The organism is Leptotrichia sp. SK-5 (assembly GCF_055387215.1).
In genome coordinates this window covers 2,310,475-2,332,432 of the sequence record NZ_AP028931.1, presented here as the reverse complement: position 1 = coordinate 2,332,432, position 21,958 = coordinate 2,310,475, and the positions used below count along the sequence as shown (strand labels likewise).

Here is a 21,958-nt window from a genome sequence, read left to right as displayed (position 1 = left end):
AAAATTTAGAATTGAAAATATAAAATTTCGGAACAGGTGAAATGAATAAGTCTATCATTCCTTGTTTCGATTTTTAAATATATACTTGAGCATAGCAAAATTATTTTGAAATCAACCTTAAAAACTATGTATATTTTATTAAAATCTTAGTAATATTTAGTATTTTAGGTTAGATATTAAAAAGTTCGAGTATACTTTAAAATATAGGAGGAGAAATGTCAGAAAACAATAACATGGAAGAAAAAGTTGATTATGCAAAAACGCTAAATTTACCAAAGACGAGCTTTAAAATGAAAGCTAATTTGGCACAAAAAGAACCTTTAACATTAAGGGACTGGAAAAAAGCTGAAATTTATGAAAAATCATTGAACGAAGGGGCACCATTTTTTGTGTTGCACGATGGGCCTCCATATGCAAATGGAGATATTCACATTGGGCATGCATTAAATAAAATATTAAAGGATATTATCTTAAAATACAAAAGATTAAGAGGTTATAATGCACCATATATTCCAGGATGGGATACACATGGTCTTCCTATCGAGTGGAAAATAATGGAAGAACTTGGAGAAAAGGCAAAAAATATGACTCCATTGCAAATTAGACAGGAATGTAAAAAATATGCTTTGAAATGGGTAGAAAAACAAAAAGAAGGATTCAAAAGGCTTGGAATTTTAGGGAACTGGGATAATCCCTATATCACCTTAATGCCTGAGTATGAAGCGGAACAGTTAAAAGTATTTAAGGAAATTTATGAAAATGGTTATGTTTATAAAGGGCTAAAACCAGTTTACTGGTCTCCTACTACTGAAACAGCTTTGGCTGAAGCGGAAATCGAGTATAAAGATGTAGAATCTCATTCAATTTATGTAAAATTTGAAGGGACACAGGACTTATTAGATAAATTAGGTGTGGAAGAAGCAAGTATTCTTATCTGGACAACAACACCTTGGACATTACCTGCAAACTTGGGAGTATTTTTACATCCTGAATTTGACTACGGATTATACAAAACAGAAAAAGGGAATTTAGTTTTAGCAAAAGAACTAGCTGAAACTGTATTTAAGACACTTGGAATTTCTTATGAATTATTGAAGGAATTTAAAGGGACTGAACTTGAGAAAACTCATTATAGACATCCGTTCCTGAACAGGGAAGGATTAGTAATGATTGGAGACTATGTTACGGCTGATGCAGGGACTGGAGCGGTACATTCGGCACCTGGACATGGGGCGGACGATTACAATTATTCACGAAAATACGAACTTGGAGTATTGTCGCCAGTTGATGACAGAGGGCATATGACAAAGGAAGCTGGAAAATACGAAGGAATGTTTTATGCAAAAGCAAGTAACGTAATTGTGCAGGACTTGACGGAAAGCGGACATTTACTGCATCACAGCAAATTTGTTCACTCGTATCCGCATGACTGGAGAAGTAAAAAACCTGTAATTTTCAGAGCGACTGAGCAATGGTTCATTAGTGTTGATGAAAGCGATATTAGGGAAAATGCGATAAAAGCACTAGATGATGTGGAATTTGTACCATCTTGGGGTAAAAATAGAATTGGTTCAATGTTAGAAACTCGTCCAGACTGGACTATTTCAAGACAAAGAGTATGGGGTGTACCAATACCATTGTTCTACAACAGAGCGACTGATGAAGTTATCTATGAGCCAGAAATTATGGACAGAGTAATTGAAATGGTAAAAAAAGAAGGAACTGACATTTGGTGGAAATATGAAGCCAAAGAAATTATCGGGGATGAACTTTTGGAAAAATATAACTTGAAAGATGTGGATATTAGAAAAGAAAGAAGTATAATGGACGTTTGGTTTGACTCAGGAGTTTCGCATAGAAGTGTGCTAGTGCCAAGAAACTTGCCAAGACCAGCAGACTTGTACCTTGAAGGAAGTGACCAGCATAGAGGTTGGTTCCAGTCTTCATTATTGACATCAATCGCAAGTACAAAAGATGCACCTTATAAGAGAATCCTAACTCATGGATTCACAATGGACGGTCAAGGAAGAAAAATGTCTAAATCACTTGGAAACACAATACTTCCAAAAGATATTACAGAAAAATATGGAGCAGATATTTTAAGATTGTGGGTATCTTCAGTGGACTATAGAGAAGATGTAAGAATTTCAGAAAATATTTTGCAGCAAATGTCTGATGCTTATAGAAGAATCAGAAATACAGCCAGATTTTTGATGGGTAACTTAAATGACTTTGATTATGCAAATGATAAAGTTGACTATAAGGATATGTTTGAAATTGACAAGTGGGCAATGCACAAACTGGAAGAATTGAAGGCTAAAACAACAGAATTTTATGATAAATACGAATTTTACAGTCTATTCCAGGAAATTACATATTTCTGCTCAATGGAAATGTCTTCATTCTATCTGGACATAGTAAAAGACAGACTTTACTGCGAAGGAACAACTTCAATTGAAAGAAGAAGCACACAGACTGTATTGACAGAAGTTCTGAAAGTGCTAGTAAGAATAATTGCCCCAGTATTGTCGTTTACGGCTGATGAAATTTGGGAAAGAATTCCAGAATCACTAAAAGAAGAAGAAAGTGTACATTTATCAAAATGGATTGAAGCAAGACCTGAATGCTTAAATAAAGAATTAGCACAAAAATGGGATAAAATCGCACGTCTAAGAAGAGAAGTGAACAAAAAGCTGGAAGCAGAAAGACAAAATGGATTAATAGGACATTCTCTTGATGCAAGAGTTCTTTTAAACATTGCCAATGATGAATATTCATTTATAAAAGATTACACAGAAAATGAAGTTTCTGACTTGTTTATCGTATCTCAAGTTAAATTTGCAAATGATAATTTAGCAGAAAGCGAAATCGAAGGAATTAACATCGCTGTGGAAAAAGCATCTGGAGAAAAATGTGAAAGATGCTGGAAATACGATGAGGAAGTTGGACATAATCACAATCATCCAGATGTATGTCCAAGATGTGCAAGCGTTTTGGAAAAAATGTAACATAAAATTTATTTTGTAAAATAGGGCTAAATACAGCTAAATAAAAATAACTTAATTTAGTTCGTTTTTTACAAATATGTGTTAATAAAAAATGTGAGGAGAAAAGAATGCCTTATATAATTATTATTTTGGTTTTAGCTGCATTAGATCAGATTACAAAGCAGCTGATGTTCAATGTATCAGGTGGAGTGCAAGGTTTTTCTATACCAATAATAGATAAATTTTTTCATTTGACTTATGTTGAAAATCACGGCGGAGTTTTCGGTCTATTGCAAGGAAAAATCAATTTATTTACAATAGCAAGTGCAGTTCTAATTATATACGTAATCGCTGTAGAGTACAAAAACTTTAAGAATTACAGCAAATGGACAAAAATAGGCGTAGCAGTAATTGCCGCTGGAGCTACGGGAAATATGATTGACAGAATTCTTCGTGGATATGTAATTGACATGATAGATTTTCGAGGAATCTGGGCTTTCGTATTCAATGTGGCAGATATGTATGTGCATATTGGTATTTATATTATTATAATTGACTATTTGGCGAGAAAATATAAAACAAAAAAAGGTGAATAGCATGATTTTTGCTGCAGTTTATGGTTTTTTACTTCTTTTTGTTATAGTATTAATATTTGTTGTATTTTTGACTATTATTTATTTTTCTAAGAATAAAGTATTGGCAGAACTAATTATTTGTGGATTTATATTGTTTTTTACTATTAATTTTTTCTATATTTGGTTTCCAATTAAAGAAAATACGGAATTAAAAATAGCTAATTATTTGCTCATAACAGAATACAATGGAGCTGTTCCTGAAGTAAGTTTTTCTTTAGGAGATAAAGGATATTTAAAAAAATTAAATAAAATAAAAGATAACTGGATTGGTTATATTTATGATTTTGATGAAGCAATATCTAAATTTTTAGATGAAGAAAAAATTGGAAAAGAAAAAATAGAATACAATAAGAATTCAGGTTATTTTATAATAAATTCACAAAATCAGTTATTTCATTTGACAGAAGAACAAGTAAAAGAAAAACTGAAAGTAAAAAAATTTAATCTGAAAAATCCAGAAAAAATTATAAGAAGATATGGAGAAAAAAAGGAAAAATCTACATTTTATAAAATAATAGATGATTATTTTATACCATTTTCAGACAAAGGAATTGGGATAATAGGTTATGAAATAATAAAATATTTTGCTATTTTAATATTAACTTTAAGAATAATATATTTAAAAAGACTTTTAAGAAAAAGAAATCAAAAGAAAGGATAGAGAAAAATGACTTTTCAGGAAATTATATTAACTCTTCAAAAGTTCTGGGGAGATAAAGGGTGTATAATATCAAATCCGTATGATATTGAAACAGGTGCGGGAACGTTTAATCCAGATACTTTTTTAATGTCGTTAGGTCCTGAGCCTTGGAATGTTGCCTATGTTGAGCCATCACGTCGTCCAAAAGATGGAAGATATGGTGAAAATCCCAACAGAGTGTACCAGCATCATCAGTTTCAGGTAATTATGAAACCATCGCCAGAAAATATTCAGGAACTTTACTTAGAAAGTTTAGTGGCATTAGGAATTAATCCTAAGGAACACGATATAAGATTTGTGGAAGATAACTGGGAAAGCCCTACGCTTGGAGCGTGGGGATTAGGATGGGAAGTTTGGCTGGATGGAATGGAAATTACACAGTTTACATACTTTCAGCAAGTTGGAGGACTGGAAGTTGACATTGTTCCATCTGAAATAACTTACGGACTTGAAAGAATCGCACTTTATTTGCAAAATAAGGACGATGTAAAAGATTTAGAATGGACAAAAGGTGTAAAATATGGAGAAAGAAGATTTCAGTTTGAATACGAATTATCAAAATACAGCTTTGAAGTGGCAGACGTTCCAATGCACTTCCAACTTTTTGATATGTACGAAAAGGAAGCTCAAAACTGTCTAAACAACGACTTAGTATTTCCAGCCTATGAATACGTTCTAAAATGTTCACACACATTCAATAACCTTGACGCAAGAGGAGCAATCAGTACCACAGAAAGAATGTCCTACATTTTAAGAATCAGGGATTTGGCTAAGAAGTGTGCAGAGAAATTTGTGGAGGCAAGGGAGAGATTAGGATTCCCGTTGTTGAATAAAAATAAATAGACATAAAAGAGGGGGATTCTTCTTTTGAAAGGAGGGCTGTGGAATGAAATTGTTGATAAGAAATGTTGGGAAACTGAAGGAAGCTGATGTTGAGATAAATGGGATAACTGTTATTACTGGTGAAAATGATACTGGAAAAAGTACGGTTGGGAAAGTTTTATGGAGTGTTTTTAATGGATTTTATGAAATTGATGAGAAAGTTTATAATGAAAAAGTTTCTGAGTTAGAAAAAATTATAGATGAAATCATAAAAGAAAATGTTTATAAAAATCTTTCAACGGATTATAATTCTTTTTTTGAAATTTTTAACAGTACGGGGGAAAAAATTGCTATAGAATTTTTGAAGGAAAATAAAGATTATTCAGAAGATGAGATAAAAATTATAATTAATAATTATAAAAAAGATTTAAAAATTGAAAATATTTCAAATTTTGTTCAAGAAATAAATGAAACTTTAAAAATTTCAGACAAAGAAATCATAAAAGTTATTGTTTCACGAGTTATGAATAAAGAATTTCATAATCAAATTAATGCCATTTTTTCTAAAGAAAAAATGAATATTGGAGAAATAAGTCTTAAAATAAAAGATAAAGAAATAGATTTAAAAATTGAAAATAATGAAATTTCGGATGTTCAAAATTATTTTTTAATAAATAAAGAAACGATGTATATTGATAATCCATTTATTTTGGATAGTTATGATTTCGATGATGAAAATCACCAAACACATTTAGCAACCAATGTTTTTTCAGAAAACGAAAACAGTGTTATTTCTGAAATAAAAATAAAGAAAAAATTGAATAATATTTATCAAAAATTAAACAGTGTTTTGAGTGGAGAAATTTTGGAAAATAAAAATTCTAAATTTGTTTATAGAAAAAACGGTGAAGATATTGACTTAAAAAATTTATCGACAGGGCTTAAAACTTTTGCAATTATAAAAATGTTATTACAAAATGGAACTTTAGAAGAAAATGGAACAATCATTCTTGATGAACCAGAGATACATTTACATCCTGAATGGCAACTGAAATTTGCTGAGTTAATAGTTTTGTTGCAAAAAGAGTTTAGAATGCATATTTTATTGACAACACATAGTCCGTATTTTTTAAATGCAATTGAAGTTTTTTCAGAACGACATAAAATTGATGATAAATGTAAATATTATGTGGCTGAAAATGAAGGAAATAGTAGTATTATAAAAGATTTAACAGGAAATACAAGAGAAATTTATAGAAAATTAGCAAGACCGATTCAGGATTTAGAAAATATTAGATATAGCAGTGATTTAGATGAGTAAAAAAATTAATTTGAAAATATATAATACTTCTACATTAAAGCAAACTTCAAAAGATGATAACAATGAAGAATATATGACAGAAAGTCAAATTAAAGTAATTAATTTTGATAGTGTTGGAGGAGATAAGTACACTAGAAATAATAATTTGAGCATTCAGCTAAAAACAAATGATGTTTTATTTTTACATAGCGATAGAAGATATACTTTTATTGAATTTAAAAATGGGAAATTACTTGATAAGTCTAATAGAATTGATATAAAAAAATTAAAGGATATAGAGTTAAAAATTCTTAATAGTATGTTTGTTTTAGGAGATATTGAGAAAAAATCTTTAAATACTTTAAAAGAAATTACAAATTATATTTTAGTCTACAATGAAGAAAAAAATTCACCAAATGAAAAGAATTCCATTTCAGAGATTGGAAATTATTTTGTAAATCAAGGAAGTAGTTTATCAGTTGGAGAAAATACTTTTGATAAAGATGAAATCATTTGTTTTGGGCTTGAAAAATTCAAAGGATATTGCTTCAAAAATGTACACACTTACTCAAAAGAAGAATTTGAGGAAAAATTTGTAAAAAAGATGGAAAATTAAGAATATTGTTTAGAAAAATAGTTAAAAAAAATGTAAATTTGTAAAGGAGAGAATTAATTATGAATTTTCTTTTTGAAATAGGATTGGAAGAATTGCCTGCACGATATGTGGATCAGGCAGAAAAAGATCTGAAAAAAATAATAGAAAATGAATTAAAGGCTGAAAGAATCAAGTTTTCAGGCATTGAATCGTTTAGTACACCTAGAAGAGTTACTGCGATTATAAAGGATTTAGCTGAAAAACAAGATGATTTGGATAAAAAAAGCGTAGGGCCTTCGGTCGAGATTGCTTATAAGGATGGGCAGCTTACGAAAGCTGGGGAAGGGTTTGTGAAGTCGCAAGGTGCTACGACTGATGATATAAAGATTATTGAAAATGAAAAGGGAAAATATATTTCGATTGAAAAATTTATTGCAGGAAAAAATACTAAGGAGATTTTACCTGAAATATTGAAAAATGCGATAAAGAAAATAGAGTTTGAAAAGTCAATGAAATGGGCGGACAGAACATTCAGATTTGTAAGACCGATTAAATGGTTTGTAACTTTGTTTGATAATGGAGAAATTTTACCTTTTGAGTTTGAAGGGCTAAAAGGTGGGAATAAGACTCGTGGAATGAGATATTTTGCTTCTCAGGACATTGAGATTAATAATCCGTTTGACTATGAAAAAATATTGCTTGAAAATTTTGTTATTGTAAATGGTGAAAAAAGAAGAGAAGAAATTTTGAAAAGCATAAGGGAAAATGGTGAAAAGGATGGAGATACTGCGATAATCAATAAATACTTATTGGATGAAGTAGTTAATGTAGTAGAGTATCCTTATGCAATAAAAGGTGAATTTAGCAAGGATTATTTAGAGCTTCCAGAAGATATTATCACGATTACATTGGAAACTCATCAAAGATATTTTCCAGTAAAAGATAAAGACGGAAAATTATCAAATAAATTTATTGTTATAAGAAATGCGCCTGAATATTCGGAAACTGTGAAAAAAGGGAACGAAAAGGTTGTAGAGCCGAGGCTTGCGGATGCAAAATTCTTTTTTGACGAGGATTTGAAAAATAAATTTGCAGATAATGTGGAAAAACTAAAGGAAGTTACTTTCCAAAAGGATATGGGAACAATTTTCGAAAAAGTTAAAAGAAGTGAGAAAATTGCTGAATATCTGATTTCAGAGTTAAATTTAAATGATAAGAAGGAAAATATTATAAGAACTGTGGATTTAGCAAAAGCCGATCTTGTTTCAAATGTAATTGGAGAAAAGGAATTTACAAAATTACAAGGGTTTATGGGTTCTGTTTATGCTGAAAAGCAAGGCGAAGATAAAGATGTGGCACTTGGAATTTTTGAACATTACTTGCCTCGTTATCAAGGAGATGAACTACCTACAACTGTGGAAGGCGCTATCGCTGGAATAGCTGATAAGATGGATACAGTAATTGGATGTTTTGCAGTTGGATTAAAACCGACAAGTTCGAAAGATCCTTATGCATTAAGACGTGCTACACAAGGAATTATACAAGTTGTATTAAATTCAAAATTATCCTTTGACTACAAAGAATTAATTGAAAAGGCTTATGAAATTTTTTCAGCTGATAAAAAAGTGTTGGAAAAAGATGTTGTAAAAGATGTTACAGAGTTCTTTAAACAAAGAATAATTAACGTACTTTCTGAAAAATATAAAAAAGATCTTATAAATTATGAGATAAATCTTGAAAGCAATGTTGCGGAACTTGATAAAAAATTATCTGAACTTCTGAAATTATCACAAACTGAAAACTTTGAAATTTTGATAAATCTTTTAAAACGTGTAAAAAATATTGTAAAAGATGAAAAAAATGAAAATCTAAATATTGACAGTACTTTATTTGAACTGGAAGAAGAAAAGACATTGCATAATTTAGCAAATCAATTGGAAAGTATTGAAAATACAGATTTTTCAAATTATATTGAAACATTGCTAAATAATGCCTCTACAATTAATCAATTTTTTGATAATGTAATAATTAATGTTGATAACAAAAAATTGAAAGAAAATCGTATTGCATTATTGAAAAAATTAGAAATTTCTATTGATAAAATGATAAATATATAAAAACTAAAAATAAAATAATAATAGAAAATCTATAGTTTGTTCAGTAAAATAGGCTTAGAAAAGAACTTACAATTTGTTAAAAATTTAGATGTATTTAGTTTTTTTGAGTTTGATTTTAAAGTAATTTTTGCTCAAAAAATCAAAAAAAAAATTTTTTAAAAATGACTTACAAGTCAAGAAAACTAAGAGTTTTACATAGGAAAAAGTACTAAACATAGAGCTTAAAGCAAAGAATTGAAAGATTTTTTTATTGACTTTTTATTAAAAAAATGTTATCATATATATGTAAAACAAAAAGTTTTAGCTAAAGAATGTTTTTAATGTAAAAGCTAAAGTATTGATTTTTCACCTAAAATGTTGTATAATTTATTAAGAGGATTAGGAGAAAACAGTACTAATTTAAAAGTTAGAGAAAATAAAATGAAATTCAGGAGGAATTGAAATGAAAAAATTAGTTATTTTAGGAACAGCTTTATTAGCTTTAAATGCTGTAGCATCTGAAGTCCAAGTTAAAGGTGGATATGATTTCTACAGAAAATTTAAAGCAGGTTCAAGTGAATTTAGTGAAGACTATAGATTTAAAAATGGACCAACACTTGGTTTAGAATATATCGTTGACAACCAAGGTGAATTTGAGTGGGGATTAGGAGCAGAATACAAATTATCAGCTAACTCTGGTAAAATCAAAAGAAGAGATGATAATGCTAAATTAATGAGAAATGTTCCAGTTTATGCTTTAGGTAAATTTAATTTAATCACAACTAACAATGGAAATGACGCATTATACGTATTAGGAAGAGCAGGATATAATTTTGCTAAAGAAACTAAAAATGTAAATAATGATGTTAAAGGTGGATTATATGTAGCTGCAGGATTAGGAACTGAATTTGGACCAGTTTCATTAGAAGCTATTTATGAAAGAGCAAACGTTAAAGTTAAAGGAACTAATACTGTAGGAGATGCATATAGAACAAGAAATTATACTGATTCAGTAGGAGTTAGAGTAGGATATAGATTTGGACAATTGAAAAATGACAGATCACCTAAAATTATAACTCAAACTGTGCAAGTACCTGTACCAACTCCAGTACCTGCACCAGCTCCAGAACCAGCACCAATTGTTAATAATACTGCAACATTACCATTTAGCTGTTCAGTAGAAGATAAAAAATGTGTAATTAGAGGATTTAAAGTTGACGGTAGAGTACCTAATGAAAACGAAGCTGCTGACTTAAGAACTATCGCAGGTGTAATTAACCAATTTGCTGATGGTGGATCAATTGATTTTGTTGGACATACAGATTCAACTGGATCAGATGCTTATAACCAAAAATTATCAGTAGCAAGAGCACAAAATGTTGCTAGATTGTTAAGAGACTATGGATTGAAAAACTCAATATCTTATGGAACAATCACTGGACAAGGAGAAAAAAATCCAGCTGATACTAACGATACTGTTGATGGAAGATACAACAACAGAAGAGTTGAATTATTCTTCCAAAACGTTGACTTTAGTAACGTAAGATTTATTAACCAATAATCTTTTAAATTAAAATAGAAATTTATAAGTATTCAGAGGGACATTTAATTATGTCTCTCTTTTTTTGTTTATATTGATTTTATAAAAAATTTATATAAATATTGATTTTTAATGCAATAAATGATATTATTTACATAGGTTTATATTCGTATTGTTTAAATTTTGATATTAAATATCGTAAAACAAAGCATTTGAACAATCAGGAAGGAAAGTTATGAAGGAAATTGTTGTGGAAATAAAAAATGAACAGGGAGTTCATGCACGTCCTGCAGGGCAAATTGTAAATATTGCAAAACGATACAAAGTAACTTTGGAAATAGAAAAAATTGGAGAAAATGAAATTATTGATGGAAAAAATGTATTTGGAGTGATGACTCTTGGAGCAGCAAAAGGAGAACAATTAAAACTTAGGGCTGTTTCAGAAAATGGAGAGAACCTTGATGAAGAAAGTAAACTATTGGAAGAATTAAGACAAATAATTGAAATTGATAAATTTTTTGAAAAATAATTTTATAAACAAAATATAAAGAAGGGAGAAAGAACTAGCTAATATAAGTAGTTCTAGAGTACAAAATGAACGAAAAAGAATTTGAAGTATTGTTGGAAGATTATTTGCCAGAAGAAAAAAAATCTGGAGATGTAGTGGAAGGAGTAATAACTAGAAAAGAGCTTGATTTCGGATTTCTTGATTTGAATGCAAAAAAAGAAGGAAGAATTTATGCTAGTGAAGTTAAAGATTTTGAAATAGGAGATAAAATTGAAGTAAAAGTTTTAAGAGAAGATGAAGACAATATCATTGTTTCAAAATTTTTATTGGATAAGGCAAAAGAACTAGCCTCATTTAATGTAGACGACATTGTAACAGGAGAAATTATTAAGAAAATTAAAGGTGGATACACTGTAAAAATTGGAAAAAATGAAGCATTTCTACCATTTTCACTTGCCAGATTTGACAAAAATAAAGATTATACAGGACAAAAATTTAAATTTTTAATAAAGGAAAAAAATAAGAGCAACATAACTATTTCAAGAAGCGACTTAATAAAAATTGAAGAAGAAAAATACTTTGAAAAAGTAAATATTGGAGATGTAGTTACTGGTAAAATTAAGGAAGTATTCGATTTTGGTATTATTTTGGACTTGGAAGCAACTAGCGGATTTATCCATATATCTGAAATTTCTTGGGATCAAGTGGATAATTTGACTGAAAAATATGAAATTGGTAATGAAATAAGTGCTAAAATTATTGAAAAGGACGTTGAAAAAAATAGATTGAAATTAAGCATAAAACAATTATCAGAAGACCCTTGGGTTGCATTTGCGGCAAGCCATAATGTAGGAGATGTAGTTGAGGCAGTTGTGAAGGATGTGCTTGATTTTGGGTTAGTTGTAACTGTTGATGGAAATTCTGGATTTGTACATGTGTCAGAGTTGGCTTGGCACAATGGAGCTAAAGAGCTTAAAAACTACAAGGAAGGAGACAAATTTTCTGCAAAAATTATTCAAATTGAAGATGAAAAGAAAAATGTTAAGTTAAGTGTAAAACAATTGTCAGAAAACCCTTGGGATACAGTTAAGGAAAAATATCACATCGGAGATATTATCGAAAAACCAATAACAGAAGTATTTGACTTTGGATTGTTAATTTCATTGGAAAAAGATATTGACGGACTTTTACATGTATCTGACTTGTCGTATAAGAGAGAAACTAACTTGTCTTCAAAATATAAGGCAGGAGACGTAATCAAATTTAAAATAATTGACTTTAATGATGAAAAAAATAGAATTACTTTAAGTGCTAAAGCATTGCTTGATGACAGATGGGAAGTTCTTGAGGAAACTTATGACTTTGATAATGCGTTTAAAGGAAAAGTTATGAATGTTCAAGATTACGGAATTTTTGTAGAACTTGAAAAAGGAATCGAAGTGTTTATTCACAAAAATGAATTTTCATGGGACAGAAAAGAACATAAAGAATATAAAGTTGGCGATGAAGTAGAATTTAAAGTAATAGTAGTTGATAAACTTGATAAAAAACTTTCTGGAAGTATCAAGCAACTTGAAAAATCGCCTTGGAAGGAAGTTACAGAGCAATATAAGAAAGGGAATATTGTAAATACTGAGATTGTGGAAATTCAGGAAAACTTTGTACTTGTTAAATTGACAGACAGATTTAACGGAATTATACCAAAACGGGAATTGGCAGAAGAATTTTTGAAGGATATTTCTGAAAAATTCTCTGTTGGAGATAAAGTTGAGGCTGTAATTACAGATATTAATGATAAGAGAAAATCAATTGCGTTATCTGTAAAAAAAGTTCAGGAAATGGAAGAGAAAAAAGAGATGGATGAACTTATGAAAGTTTATGGAGTCTAATTTTACAAATTCAAAATATAATAAAATTAAGAAAGAATTATAATTTTAGCATTTGAACATATATAATATATATAGTTAATTATAAAAAATAAATTTTACATAATTTTAAAAAAGTGCTAAAATATAAAAGTAAATATTAGAATACTGAAATACATGGAGGTAAAATTAGATGGCAAAGACAGAATTTATGAAATTTGCATATTTCGATAAAGAAATAGTGGAATTTGAAAAAGCAACAGTTAGTATTGCTACACACAGTTTACAATATGGAACAACTTGCTTTGGTGGAATCAGAGGATATTACAGAAATGGGAAAGTAGCGATTTTTAGACTGAAAGATCACTATATAAGATTAATGAATGCGTCAAAAATGTTAGGATTTGAATATTTTATAACTTGGGATGAATTTAAGGATATTGTTACAGATTTAGTTAAGAAAAACGATGTAAAAGAAGATTTTTATATGCGTCCATTTGTATTTTGTAAAGAGCCTAGATTGTCACCTAAAAAAGCAGGATTAGACTTTGATTTGGCAATTTACATGCTGCCGCTTGCAGATTATGTAAGTACAGAAGGCGGACTGAACTTAATGAGTTCGACTTATAGAAAGTATAATGATTCGGCAATTCCTACGAAAGCGAAAGCAGGAGGTTCATACATTAACTCGTTCCTTGCGACAAGTGACGCTCAAAGAAACGGTTATGATGATGCATTAATGTTTGATGATGCTGGAAACGTGGTAGAAGTGTCAGTTGCAAATATAATACTGGTTTACAGAGGGCAAATAATAATCCCTGATACTGGAAATGCAGCTCTTGAAGGAATTACAGTAAGATCAGCATTGGAATTATTAGAACACAATGGATATAAAATAAATCGTGGAAAAATTGACAGATCAATGGTATTCACAGCAGACGAACTGCTAGTAACAGGAACAGCAATGAAAATTACTTATGCAGAATCATTGGACAAACGTCCTATTGGGAAGTTAGACTTTAATGCAAAACCACAAGCAGGTAAATTTCATAAATTGTTAAAATCAGAATATGAAAAAGTAATCAATGGAGAACATGAATTGTCTTCTGAATGGTTATTTATTGTAGAATAAAGGTAAGTACACTGGAAATGTTTGAAAAAGGCATTGAAGGTGTACTTTTTATATTATTATCAATAATTTTTTTATTATTTTGAAAAAAACTTGTATTTAAGATAAATTGAGAGTAAAATATAGTTGAAAGAGAAGTGATGATAAGAAAAAATTATTGAAAAATTATAAAAAACTGAAATTTAGATATAATTTTTTACGTTAATTAATTTAATTGTGAGAGAATTAAGGCATGCCAAAAGATTGAAATTTCTTGGGAAATTAAATAGTAATGTAAAATTTGGGAAGAGAGATGGTTATTTAAAAACGTCTCTCTTTTTGTTATTATAAAAAAATCTGATAAAAAAATTTGGATACAAAACTATAATTTTTTTGTTTTAATTATTAGGATAAACCTTTAATACAAGATAAGGGGTTGTGACAATGAGCAATCTTGCCAAAAAAAGAAAAAAACTAATATTAAATTCCATTATAAAATAGAAACTATATAAAAGTTTTAATTCTTTACTCATTCGTTATTTAAACGGGGAATAGTATTAGAACCTATTAAAAAAAATTATAATAAATTAGTTATTTAAATATTGTTTAGATTAAATCAAAAAAACTTTTAAGAAAATTATTTTCTCAAAAGTCTTATTTATAAATTTAAATATTCAAATCATTTTTTTTAATAAATTCTAACAACGCTTTACAACCTTTTACTACATCATCATAAGTTGTATCAAAATCGCCAGTAAACCACGGATCTTTTATTTCCCGTTTTTCTCCTGCGTATTCTAACAGCATTCTTATTTCGCCTTTATTTTTTCCATTTGTAAAAAGTTTGATATTTTCTATATTGCTTTCGTCCATCCCAATAATATAATCGGCATCCAAATCATCGTTATTTAAAATTCTGGAATACATTCCTTTTACACTTATTCCTTCTTTGGCGAGCCTAGTTTTAGTACCGTGATGAACTGGATTTCCGTGTTCCCATGAACTTGTCGCTGCTGAATCAATAATGATTTTGTCCGAAAGTTTTTCCTTTTTTACCATTTCGCGAAAGACTGCTTCTGCCATTGGGGAACGGCATATATTTCCTAGACAGACAAATAATACTTTTACCATTTTCACCTCTTTATTTTTTTATTTTAATCTAATTATTTTAATTTTTTAAAAACTTCTCCTATGCTTTCGTGTATAACTAAATTTGTAAAATTGTCCTGCTCAGTCTTGGATTTATTTATTAACACAAGATTTTTTCCTTGAAAATAATGTATAAGGGAAGTGGCTGGATACACGATAAGTGAAGTTCCACCTATAATTAGTGTATCAGCTTTGGATATTTCGTTTATTGCTTTTCTAAAAGTATCTGGATCAGGAACTTCTTCATACAAAGTAACATCTGGTTTTATAATTCCGCCACATTTTGAACAATGAGGGATGTTTTCAGTTTCACAGATTTCTAAAAATTCTTCCATATTGTATTTTTTACCGCAAATAACACAAGTATTGCTGTCAACAGTTCCATGCAGTTTCAAGACGTTTTTACTTCCAGCCATTTCATGCAGGCAGTCGATATTTTGAGTAATAACAGCCGCCAATTTTCCATCTTGTTCTAGCTTTGCCAAATATTTATGAGCAAAATTCGGTTTTGCATTTGGATAAACAAGATGTTTTTTATAAAAATCATAAAATTCTTCTGGATATTTTTCATACATTGTGTGAGAAACAAGCTCTTCTGGAGAAAAATTCCTATCAAGTTTTAAATTGTAGACTCCATTTGCACTTCTAAAATCAGGAATGCCTGATTCTGTAGAAACTCCCGCACCTCCAAAAAAGACAACTCTTTTACTTTCATCAATTGTTTTTTGAAGCAAATTTATTTTATCCATTTTTATCACCTTGCTTTTTTTACTTTGTTTTTCTATTATTAAATTCACTATTGAAATAGAGGGATTTAAAAAATTTTATTGTAAAAAAATTATAAATATTTCAGTTTTCCTCTAAAATCTTCAATAGTTTTATATCCTTTTTTATCCATAATATCTTTTAATTCGTTAGTTATTCTTTCAAAAGCGCTAGGACCTTCCTTGTGTAAAGTCGTGCCAATTTGAACCATGCTCGCTCCACATAAAATATGCTCAAAAGCATCTTGTCCTGTAAGAACACCGCCTGTTCCAATAATTTTAATAGATTGGTTCAACCTTTGATAAAAGGCGTGAACATTAGCAAGGGCAGTTGGTTTTATATATTCTCCACCAATACCTCCAAATCCATTTTTAGGCTTTATTACAACACTTTCATCTTCAATTACAAGCCCATTTCCAATGCTGTTTATACAATTTATGAATGTCAATGGAAATTTATTGAATATTGCGGCTGCCTGATCGAAGTGGACAATATCAAAGTAGGGAGGCAATTTTACTCCAAGCGGCTTTTTGAAATATGAAAAAATATCTGCCAGCAGCTTTTCAGTAGTTTCCAGATCATAGGCAATTTGAGGTTTTCCTGGCACATTTGGACAAGATAGGTTAAGTTCTGTTATTCCCTTAAAATCACTTTCCTGAACTTTTTTTAGTAATGCATGAGTGTCTTCTGTTGACATTCCTACAAGCGAGAAAAAGAAAGTTCTGTGAGGATGTGTTTTCTGTAATTCCAGTAAATAATCTAAATAGTAATCAAATCCCAAATTTGGAAGTCCCATTGAATTTATGCTTCCTAGAGCTGTGTCATGATACCTAGGTTCTGGATTTCCAGGACGGGACTGTAATGTGGCAGTTTTCGTGATAAATGTTCCAGCCTCTGAATTTATAACTTGTTCCAATTCATTTCTGTCGTAGCAGTAAACTCCCGCTGCATTCATAAAGCAGTTTTCAAATTCAAAATTACCGATCGATGTTTTTGTAGTTGCCATTTTTCCTCCTAAGATTAATTATTTTATTTTTTTAAATTATAGATGTAAAGCTGATTTGTAGTATTGGATAGCCAATTTTAACTGTTCTGCTTCTTCGTAAAGTTTTGCAACTTCAATTACATTATCAGAAATTTTTAGATATTCGCTACCTTTCAAGTTTTGCTCAGCCACATCGAATTTTCCAAGTTTTATACAGCATTTTCCAAAATTGAATTTAAGTTTTGATTCGTCAATTTTTCTCATGTCAACTTTTGCATTTTCTCGTTTTTTTCCTTCAAAAAAATGTCCATAGTTTGTGTAGGCAAGATTATAGTTTTTCTCATCAGCAAATATATTTCCAAGTAATGCAAAGGCTTCCAAATGGTTTTCATCTGCAAGCAATGTTAAATAGTGTTTTGCAAGAGTCATATTATTTTTGTCGGTATAAAGTTTTGAAAGTACTTCCTGTGCTTTTTTATTATCAAAATCGTCTGCTGCTGTTTTAAGATGTCTTTCAGCAGTTTCGATATCCTGTTTCTCTCCATAAAGCTTTCCAAGTAAATAATATGATTCCCCATTATCTTTAGCTTTGTGTAAATATTCTTCAGCCAAATCGACTTGTCCATTATCATAATAGATTTTGGCAAGTAATACTTGAGCTTCCTGATCTCTTTCATCTGCAACAGGTTTTAAATAATCTATTGCCAAATTTTTCTTTTTATATAGATAATATAAATTTCCTAAATTATATTGAGCTTTTTGATTTCCATTATTTATTGCCAATTTGTAATAATATTCTGCCAATTCAAAGTTCGATTTTCTTTTATAAACAGTCCCAAGTTTATCTTGAAGTTCAAAATCTCCACCATCAGCAATTTTTTTTAAATATTTTTCTGCGAAATTTAATTTATCATATTTCAGATAAATGTCAGCAAGCATAAGAAAGGCCTTTCTATTTCCACCTTTAGCTGCTTCTTTTAAATATTTTTCAGCTAAAATATCAGAGCCACTGTCGTAGTAGCTTTTACCCATTTCATATAATCGACCAGAATCATCATTTTCGATATTATCAAAACCTTCAAATTCCATATTTTCCATAAAACAAACCTCCTATTTTTTATTATTTATTATTTATTGTTTCCAAATTTGAAATTTTACTATTCAAAGTTTGGATATTAAACTTAAACTTATTATATCTAGTAAAATCACTTTAAGTTGAATTTAAAAGTGATAACTATTCTAACCAATCCCTAAGTTTGATTAATTTTTATTAGTGTAATTTTAAATAAGTTTGAACATACTATATTATACTATATTTTTTTATATTTGTCATACTATTTCAGAACAAAAAAAATTATTTTTGAAAATCCTTTGAATTGATAGGAAAGTGTGATATAATCAAAATAAAATTTTTTAAATACAATTTTTGAAAACAGGAAGGGGAAAATTATGAAAAAATACAGTCAATTTGAGATTTTTAGATTTATTGGAGCATTGTCAGTTCTATATTATCATTTAGGGATACACAGTTCATTTTCTCTACCCAAATTGCCTTTTTTAATGGAATATGGAATTGCTTGGGTATTTTTCTTTTTTTTGCTTTCAGGATTTTTTTTAACATATGTTTATTCAACTAAGTTTTTTGATGCAAAAGTATTTTACAAGACAAGATTTTTTAAATTTTATCCAGTTTATTTTTTGTCACTTTTATTAACTTTAAAATTTCGTGGAACAATTATCTACAATCTTCTTTTAGTACAGTCTTGGATATTTAATAGATCCCTAAGTTATAATTCATCAGCTTGGTATTTGTCTGTTTTGACCTTCTTACTGCTTTTGTTTCCTGTATTACTAAAATTTCGTGGAAATAAGTATTTTGTATGGTTTGTTATAATTATTAATTTTTATGTTTATTATTTTTATAATTATCTTTTTCAACAAAATTCCAATAGTGGAACAGTACTTGAATTTATAAAATATAATCCGTTAATGTATATTAGTACTTTTTCTCTTGGTATGTTACTTTACGATAAAATAAAAAATGTAAAAAAGCGAAATATTTATTCATTTTTTACAATAATTTATATTTTGTTTTTATTATTTGTACCATATAATAAATTAATACCTTATAATTCTACTGTTATTGCTTTATTTTTTGTTCCTTTGATTGTATTTTTATATTTAGATAATTATTTTTTCAGTAAATTTTTAAGAAATAAATTTTTTATTTATCTTGGTGGACTAAGTTATTCAATATACGCACTTCATAGACCCTTGTATATTGTATTTGAAAAATTTGTAGGTGAGATTAAAAGTTATACTGATTTTACAATTTACCTTTTTATGGTGTTTTTCATGGCAAATTTAACAAAATATCTAATAGAAAATAAATTTTATAAATATTTGTGTGAAAAATATATATAATAAAAAATGTACCTATAAACTTTGTAATATTTATTATTCAGTTTATCGGTACATATTCTTTTTTATTTAATATTTATTTTTTAGAGATTAAAAATTATAAATCATTTTCTCTTAAATATTCTTCCACATCAAGTCCTGCAATTGCTCCACTTCCTGCCGCAATAATTGCTTGCTGGTATCTGCCATCTTGAACATCTCCTGCTGCAAAGATTCCAGAAGTACTTGTTTTTGAAGATTTTCCTTTTGTTACAATATAGCCTCTTTCGTCAATTTCTATTTTACCTTCAAGAAATTTTGTATTTGGAGTTCTTCCGATTGCTACAAAAATTCCATCTGCTGTTAAAGTTTCAGTTTCGCCTGTTTTGTTATTTATAAGCTCTATTCCTGTAACTTTTTCATCAGCCAGTACTTTTTTTGGAGTGTAGTCTAGTTTCCATTCGATTTTGCTGTTGTCTTTTGCCTTTTTTTGCATAATTGCTGAAGCACGTAACGTATCTCTTCTGTGAATAACTGTAACTTTGTTGGCAAATTTTGTTAAAAAGACAGCTTCTTCCATCGCAGTATCTCCACCACCAATTACAACAACATCTTTTCCACGGTAGAAAAATCCATCACAAGTGGCACATGCACTAACCCCTTTTCCTATATTTTCTTTTTCATTTTCAATTCCAAGGTATTTTGCACTTGCTCCTGTTGATAAAATTACTGTTTTTGCTTCTATTATATTTCCGTTATCTAAATGTAGCTTAAATGTTTTCTTACCATTATTTTCTACATTTTCAATATCTTTTACAACTGCCTGTAGAAATTCAGTTCCAAAATTTTTTGATTGAGCTTTTATATCCTCTATTAGCTGTGGACCTGAAATTCCTTGTGGAAATCCAGGAAAATTTTCAACTTCTGTTGTAGTTATCAATTGTCCACCTGGTTCCATTCCATTTATTATTATATTTTTTAATCCAGCACGGCTTAGATAAATTGAGGCTGTCAGTCCTGCTGGTCCTGATCCGATAATTACTGAATCATACATATTTTTCACCATTCCTTTTTTACAATTTTTCGTTTTATAAATTATAACTTAGTTAAATTTTTTTTAATATTAAAGCCTAGCAGAATTGAAAAATAACCGCTAGACTTTTTTATAAATAAATATTTCTTTAAATAATATATTTTGCTCAAATTCTATAATACTTGGTTTACTTCTTCATAAAGTGCTTCTTTTGAATGTAATCCAACTAATTTTTTTACAGGTTTTCCATCTTTGAATAAAATTAATGTAGGGATGCTTTGAATACCAAAAGATTGTGCTAATTCCAATTCTTCATCTACATTTACTTTTCCAATTGTAGCTTTTCCTTCCATTTCGCTTGAAAATTCTTCAATGATAGGAAGCTGCATTTTACAAGGTCCGCACCATTCTGCCCAGAAATCTACTAGAGCTACTCCACTTGAAATACTTTGCTCAAAATTATCTTTATTTAAATTTAATGCCATTTTACATCAACCTCTTTCTTTAGTCAATTTTATTAAGTTTATAATTTATAGTTCATTTTTTTAAAAAATTGTGTTATACTATTTTTAGAAAATCAACTATTCAATTAAGTAATTGAATACTATCATATTTAAAATAAATTGTCAATACTTTTATTATAAAATTTTGAAAATATATCAAAATTTAATATCCAGCTAGTCAAGGTTAAGTGAATTTGTAGATTAAAATAATAATTTTTAAGTTTGGTTTTAAAGAGCTTTAGTATAAATAAAGAAAGTAAAAAGGAGCTGAATTAAATGGATAAAATATGTCAAAATTATAAAAATAGCTTATATTCAGGATTGTCAAAAATAGGAAAATGCCTGTCCAGTGAAAAAAGAATCGAAATATTGGATTTATTAGTTCAAGGGGCAAAAACTGTGGAAAGTATTTCAAATGAAACAGGGATGAGCATTGCAAACACTTCAAGACATTTACAAATTTTAAAGGATGGAAACTTAGTTATTAGCGAAAAAAAGGGGAATTATGTTGTTTATGAAATCGCAAATACACAAATAATTGACTTGGTGTATCTTCTGATTGGGGTAGGAGAGCAGCAACTGGCAGATATTCAGCGGATACACAATGAATTTAATGATAGCTGTATGAAAATCCGTCCAATTACTTTAGAGCAGGCTTACGAAATGGTAAAAAGTAAAGAAACTTTAATAATAGATTTACGTCCAGAAGATGAATTTAATTCAAGCCATATAGAAAACGCAATAAATATTCCAATGAAAAATCTTGAAGAAAATCTGAAAGAATTACCTAAAAACAAGGAAATAATTGTTTACTGTAGAGGGCGAAACTGTGCTTATGCAAATCTTGCTTCCAAATTTTTGAATGATAATGGATTTCATGCTTACAGCTTGAATCAAAGTTATTATGATTGGAAAAAATATGATAATTTTTGAGTTTGATTTTAAAAAATAAGAAAGAGACTATTTC

19 protein-coding genes are annotated in these 21,958 nt (G+C 29.1%); 13 read left to right on the top strand and 6 right to left on the bottom strand.

The window, feature by feature from the left end; translation table 11 throughout:
- Positions 1-215: 215 nt before the first annotated feature.
- The 11 genes from ileS (at position 216) to ACZ5B9_RS11325 (ending at position 14,180) form a co-directional block, all read left to right on the top strand.
- Positions 216-3,008: an isoleucine--tRNA ligase gene (gene ileS / locus ACZ5B9_RS11375; protein ID WP_464422689.1), complete on the top strand. Its 2,793-nt coding sequence runs from the start codon at positions 216-218 to the stop codon at positions 3,006-3,008.
- Positions 3,009-3,115: 107 nt separating this feature from the next.
- Entirely contained in the window at positions 3,116-3,583 is a 468-nt protein-coding gene (lspA, locus tag ACZ5B9_RS11370; protein ID WP_464422688.1) for a signal peptidase II, read from the top strand.
- A gap of 1 nt (position 3,584) precedes the next feature.
- Positions 3,585-4,283, top strand: coding sequence for a hypothetical protein (locus ACZ5B9_RS11365; protein WP_464422687.1), 699 nt, complete (start codon positions 3,585-3,587; stop codon positions 4,281-4,283).
- 6 nt (positions 4,284-4,289) lie between these two features.
- Positions 4,290-5,165, top strand: a complete 876-nt coding sequence (glyQ, locus tag ACZ5B9_RS11360; RefSeq protein ID WP_455035879.1) for a glycine--tRNA ligase subunit alpha — start codon at positions 4,290-4,292, stop codon at positions 5,163-5,165.
- Between the two features lie 43 nt (positions 5,166-5,208).
- Positions 5,209-6,465, top strand: a complete 1,257-nt coding sequence (locus ACZ5B9_RS11355; RefSeq protein WP_464422685.1) for an AAA family ATPase — start codon at positions 5,209-5,211, stop codon at positions 6,463-6,465.
- Positions 6,458-7,060: a hypothetical protein gene (locus ACZ5B9_RS11350; RefSeq protein WP_464422684.1), complete on the top strand. Its 603-nt coding sequence runs from the start codon at positions 6,458-6,460 to the stop codon at positions 7,058-7,060. The genes ACZ5B9_RS11355 and ACZ5B9_RS11350 overlap by 8 nt, the downstream gene beginning before the upstream one ends.
- 59 nt (positions 7,061-7,119) lie before the next feature.
- Positions 7,120-9,156 (top strand): glycine--tRNA ligase subunit beta, encoded by a 2,037-nt coding sequence (gene glyS, locus ACZ5B9_RS11345; RefSeq protein WP_464422683.1) that lies wholly within the window; start codon positions 7,120-7,122, stop codon positions 9,154-9,156.
- Positions 9,157-9,598: 442 nt separating this feature from the next.
- Positions 9,599-10,696, top strand: a complete 1,098-nt coding sequence (locus ACZ5B9_RS11340; protein ID WP_021769409.1) for an OmpA family protein — start codon at positions 9,599-9,601, stop codon at positions 10,694-10,696.
- Positions 10,697-10,910: 214 nt separating this feature from the next.
- Positions 10,911-11,204 (top strand): HPr family phosphocarrier protein, encoded by a 294-nt coding sequence (locus ACZ5B9_RS11335; protein ID WP_021769408.1) that lies wholly within the window; start codon positions 10,911-10,913, stop codon positions 11,202-11,204.
- Between the two features lie 65 nt (positions 11,205-11,269).
- Positions 11,270-13,072: a S1 RNA-binding domain-containing protein gene (locus ACZ5B9_RS11330; RefSeq protein ID WP_464422682.1), complete on the top strand. Its 1,803-nt coding sequence runs from the start codon at positions 11,270-11,272 to the stop codon at positions 13,070-13,072.
- 169 nt (positions 13,073-13,241) lie between these two features.
- Positions 13,242-14,180 carry a branched-chain amino acid transaminase gene (locus ACZ5B9_RS11325; RefSeq protein ID WP_464422681.1) on the top strand — a complete coding sequence of 313 codons (939 nt, stop codon included), beginning with the start codon at positions 13,242-13,244 and terminating at the stop codon, positions 14,178-14,180.
- A 642-nt stretch (positions 14,181-14,822) separates the two neighbouring features.
- Here the strand turns inward: ACZ5B9_RS11325 and ACZ5B9_RS11320 are convergent.
- The 4 genes from ACZ5B9_RS11320 to ACZ5B9_RS11305 form a co-directional block, all read right to left on the bottom strand.
- The gene (locus tag ACZ5B9_RS11320) at positions 14,823-15,287 is read right to left on the bottom strand and encodes a low molecular weight protein-tyrosine-phosphatase (protein ID WP_464422680.1); all 465 of its coding nucleotides are present in this window, start codon (positions 15,285-15,287) and stop codon (positions 14,823-14,825) included.
- Positions 15,288-15,319: 32 nt separating this feature from the next.
- A complete protein-coding gene (locus tag ACZ5B9_RS11315; RefSeq protein ID WP_464422679.1) occupies positions 15,320-16,054 on the bottom strand; it encodes an NAD-dependent protein deacylase in 735 nt (244 codons plus the stop codon).
- 89 nt (positions 16,055-16,143) lie between these two features.
- Positions 16,144-17,076 carry a dihydroorotate oxidase gene (locus ACZ5B9_RS11310; RefSeq protein WP_464422678.1) on the bottom strand — a complete coding sequence of 311 codons (933 nt, stop codon included), beginning with the start codon at positions 17,074-17,076 and terminating at the stop codon, positions 16,144-16,146.
- 36 nt (positions 17,077-17,112) lie between these two features.
- Entirely contained in the window at positions 17,113-18,153 is a 1,041-nt protein-coding gene (locus ACZ5B9_RS11305; protein ID WP_464422677.1) for a tetratricopeptide repeat protein, read from the bottom strand.
- Between the two features lie 351 nt (positions 18,154-18,504).
- Between ACZ5B9_RS11305 and ACZ5B9_RS11300 the strand changes: the two genes are divergently transcribed.
- Positions 18,505-19,479 carry an acyltransferase family protein gene (locus ACZ5B9_RS11300; protein ID WP_464422676.1) on the top strand — a complete coding sequence of 325 codons (975 nt, stop codon included), beginning with the start codon at positions 18,505-18,507 and terminating at the stop codon, positions 19,477-19,479.
- Positions 19,480-19,573: 94 nt separating this feature from the next.
- Here ACZ5B9_RS11300 and trxB read toward each other — a convergent pair whose 3' ends face one another.
- Both trxB and trxA read right to left on the bottom strand, forming a co-directional pair.
- On the bottom strand, positions 19,574-20,509 hold the full coding sequence (trxB, locus tag ACZ5B9_RS11295; RefSeq protein ID WP_464422675.1) for a thioredoxin-disulfide reductase: 936 nt from the start codon (positions 20,507-20,509) through the stop codon (positions 19,574-19,576).
- A gap of 152 nt (positions 20,510-20,661) precedes the next feature.
- Positions 20,662-20,973, bottom strand: coding sequence for a thioredoxin (gene trxA, locus ACZ5B9_RS11290; RefSeq protein WP_464422674.1), 312 nt, complete (start codon positions 20,971-20,973; stop codon positions 20,662-20,664).
- A 294-nt stretch (positions 20,974-21,267) separates the two neighbouring features.
- Between trxA and ACZ5B9_RS11285 the strand changes: the two genes are divergently transcribed.
- The gene (locus tag ACZ5B9_RS11285; RefSeq protein WP_464422673.1) at positions 21,268-21,924 is read left to right on the top strand and encodes a metalloregulator ArsR/SmtB family transcription factor; all 657 of its coding nucleotides are present in this window, start codon (positions 21,268-21,270) and stop codon (positions 21,922-21,924) included.
- Positions 21,925-21,958 lie beyond the last annotated feature (34 nt).